The following is a 2,852-nucleotide window of genomic DNA, read 5'->3' as shown; positions in this document are numbered from 1 at the left end:
CTGAGTCAGCTGCCGGTAATGCGTAGTCATCTGCGCTTGAATCCTTCGGTGTGAGAGCCTGGATTCTACCGGTGGCTGGCTCTCTGCCTCTCGTTTCAAGCGTTGCGCTTATTCTATGAATTCAGGCATCCCTAGAAGCAAGGTTGATTGTCAGGCGTGCGGAACGTTTAAAAAATATTCGCTATGGCGGGCTCATCACTTTAATAACGACTAAGAGCGACCATTGATATGGATATGTTACTTCCGCTGTATCGTCAATTCGATTCAGGGTTTGGTGCCGTCGCCAACTCTTTCAAAGCCTCGGCTGATGCCCTAGAAAAAACGCCAGAAGCCGGTGGTTTACATCCGCATCTTCCAACAAGTTACCTTTACCGTCACTCAATTGAGCTTTACCTAAAGTCGTGCATTATCATACTTCATAAAAAGTTTGACATTCCTTACGCCGATACTCCCAGTGGTGAAGCTGCGATTGTTGTGAAGCATAAATGCGAGCTGCTCACAAACATTCATGCCTTGATGCCGCTTTACCTTCACCTAAAGTTTCTCATAAAAACAAACTTGGACTTTCTCTCTAAGCTCAAAGACACCGATTGGGCATTATCCGCTGATCTTGACAAGCGCGTACGAAAAATTGACGGCACAGATTCTTCAAGCACTTTCTTCAGATATCCGGTCACGAAAGACAAGCCAAAGGATCAAAGTAAATCCACTGTGCAGCCAAAGAATTGGAGCACAATGGTTGAGGATATGCACAGCGGGTCAAAGTCGGTGAAAGCTTTTCTTCTTGTAGATGAAGAGTACAACGTCATTGAGTCATTCAATCATGATGCTGATAAAGCGAATGCACTCATCAAACTTCTATCAAAAACGGCGATGGATTTCTGTAGTCTACAGATGATGATTGTATGGAAACTTGTTGAGCGTCGATAACGCAATTACCATGGCTCATGGTTGAAGCTTGATAGCTTATTCGGTTGGTCGCGCCTTGGATGGCAAACATCGCTAAAGATGGTGCCATCTGCGTCTTTGAGTTCGGTAGCCTGCAAGTAATAGACTACTATTTTTATAGACTCGCCTACCGTTACAGGCCTTTCAGGAAAGCAGATTTAAACTCGCCCGGAAGTGGCCATTCAAACTCTACAATTTTTTCAGCACCCACTTAACGAGCCCTAAGCACATCCCTTCAGCGACAGTTTGGCCATCCTAGACTTAGTAGTCAGTAAACTTCAAGCTAGTAGATTTTCTTGAAAGTCTTACCGAAGTCCATCGAATAGATGCCGGGCAGTCAAAGGAACTCGGTCTATTTGACCAGCCTCAAGCACTCTCACTATAGAATGCTCCTCATTACCCTCAACCAGACCGTAAAATAGGTAATAACGATCTCTTTCAAAGGTCTGCCATCCACGGGACTCAAAAATATCCAACTCGCAGTGACCACTAAGCTCATGTTCCGGAGATTTGAAGTTGAAAAAAACTCTCCCGTATGAGCCCTTCACAATAGATGTAGGCTTACCGAAAAACAGGAAGCTCTTCCCCAAGTAAGACTTTATATTCCGCTGAGCTTTTTCAATAGAAACAATGAGATCATGTAAACGAACCGCATCCTCCTGACCAAATTGAACAGAAATATTCAGATTTACTTGAGCCAGTTGCACCAATCGTTTAACGGTCTTGAAGCGCCCCGGATTTAGAAGATTTCCGTCTGCATCGAAGAAATTCTCGAACCCTCCTCTACCATTTACTGAGGAACCGTTCTGAGCCTCTTTCCTTGTTGGTTTGAGATAATCATCATCGTCCTCTTCCGGCTTGTCACTGTCCGCCAAGCTCTTCCAACCAGCGAATGTAACAAGGTTGATGGCCCTTCTCTGCTTAGCATCTCCGTCCTCGCCCCCTCCAGCTCCTCCTTTCTTCCGATGCGGGCATTCGACCATATCGAAGCCTGGCAGGTGGAAGTAGAAGGCAGCGACCCCATCTTTTCTCTTTGGGGTCTTACGAGGTCGCCTACTGCACATGACGCCGCAGTCCGGGCAGTAGACTCGGCCATGATGCTCATCATCTACGTAAAGTTCAGGGGGAAGCCTTAGCGAATCAGTGAGATCCATCGGAGCTACAGATTCAGGTTGCGGCTCGAGCGGATGATAAGCAACGTGAGGGATAGATATCTTAGACATACATTCCTTTGCATAACGGGGATTAGGCAAGCAAAGCTGATCACCAGTTCATCACTACGTGCTTAATTTCAAGCAACATAGAAATAAACAGCAACAATGCAATTGCAGCCATCTTGGCAGCGGAACTCTCCAACGATGCCACGAGCCATATAGTAGCTTATTGCCACATTAAATTTGGCAAGTCAAATACGTTGCGTAAACAAAAGACGTTGGAGCTTAGGCGGGAAGCGATCAGAAGGTAGAGTCCAGCAAACAGTGCACCACTCAGGTGCACCTAAACGCTGTCACACTTCAAAAATTTTCTAATAAAAACTTTATAAATCAATTAGATATAGATAGTAGACACACCACCAGCCACACGCCACTACTCACAAGTACTGCTGCGGCTAGCCACCATCACATTACATTCTCACCAAGACCTCTTGACAATACAAAACCCCATTCCCCTCCTACAATATGCAGAAGAATCACAGCCCAGAACAGGCCCTGTAGGCGTTCACATTGCCCAGTGTGAACAACCTCGATTTTTGTGAGCATTCTGCATGAAATCCCAGTGTCTAGTCCTGAAATAGGTTTACACCTGTTTCACCCTAACGCCCGATGCACCGCATCGGGCGTTTTGTATTTCAAAGACAGGTGCGGACGCTCGCCGTTGTAGATCGATACCGACTCACTCACCAT

2 protein-coding genes are annotated in these 2,852 nt (G+C 46.0%); one reads left to right on the top strand and one right to left on the bottom strand.

Annotated elements, in window-relative coordinates:
* Nucleotides 1–228 precede the first annotated feature (228 nt).
* Nucleotides 229–930, top strand: a complete 702-nt coding sequence (locus BLL38_RS29660) for a hypothetical protein (RefSeq protein ID WP_076965361.1) — start codon at nt 229–231, stop codon at nt 928–930.
* Nucleotides 931–1,253: 323 nt separating this feature from the next.
* Here the strand turns inward: BLL38_RS29660 and BLL38_RS29655 are convergent, their stop codons facing one another.
* Nucleotides 1,254–2,171, bottom strand: a complete 918-nt coding sequence (locus BLL38_RS29655; RefSeq protein ID WP_242627657.1) for a hypothetical protein — start codon at nt 2,169–2,171, stop codon at nt 1,254–1,256.
* Nucleotides 2,172–2,852: the final 681 nt, after the last annotated feature.

The sequence above is a fragment of the Pseudomonas gessardii genome, assembly GCF_001983165.1.
GTDB lineage: Bacteria > Pseudomonadota > Gammaproteobacteria > Pseudomonadales > Pseudomonadaceae > Aquipseudomonas > Aquipseudomonas gessardii.
Note: the sequence above shows the minus strand (reverse complement) of the source record. Positions and strands in the feature narration are given on the sequence as shown.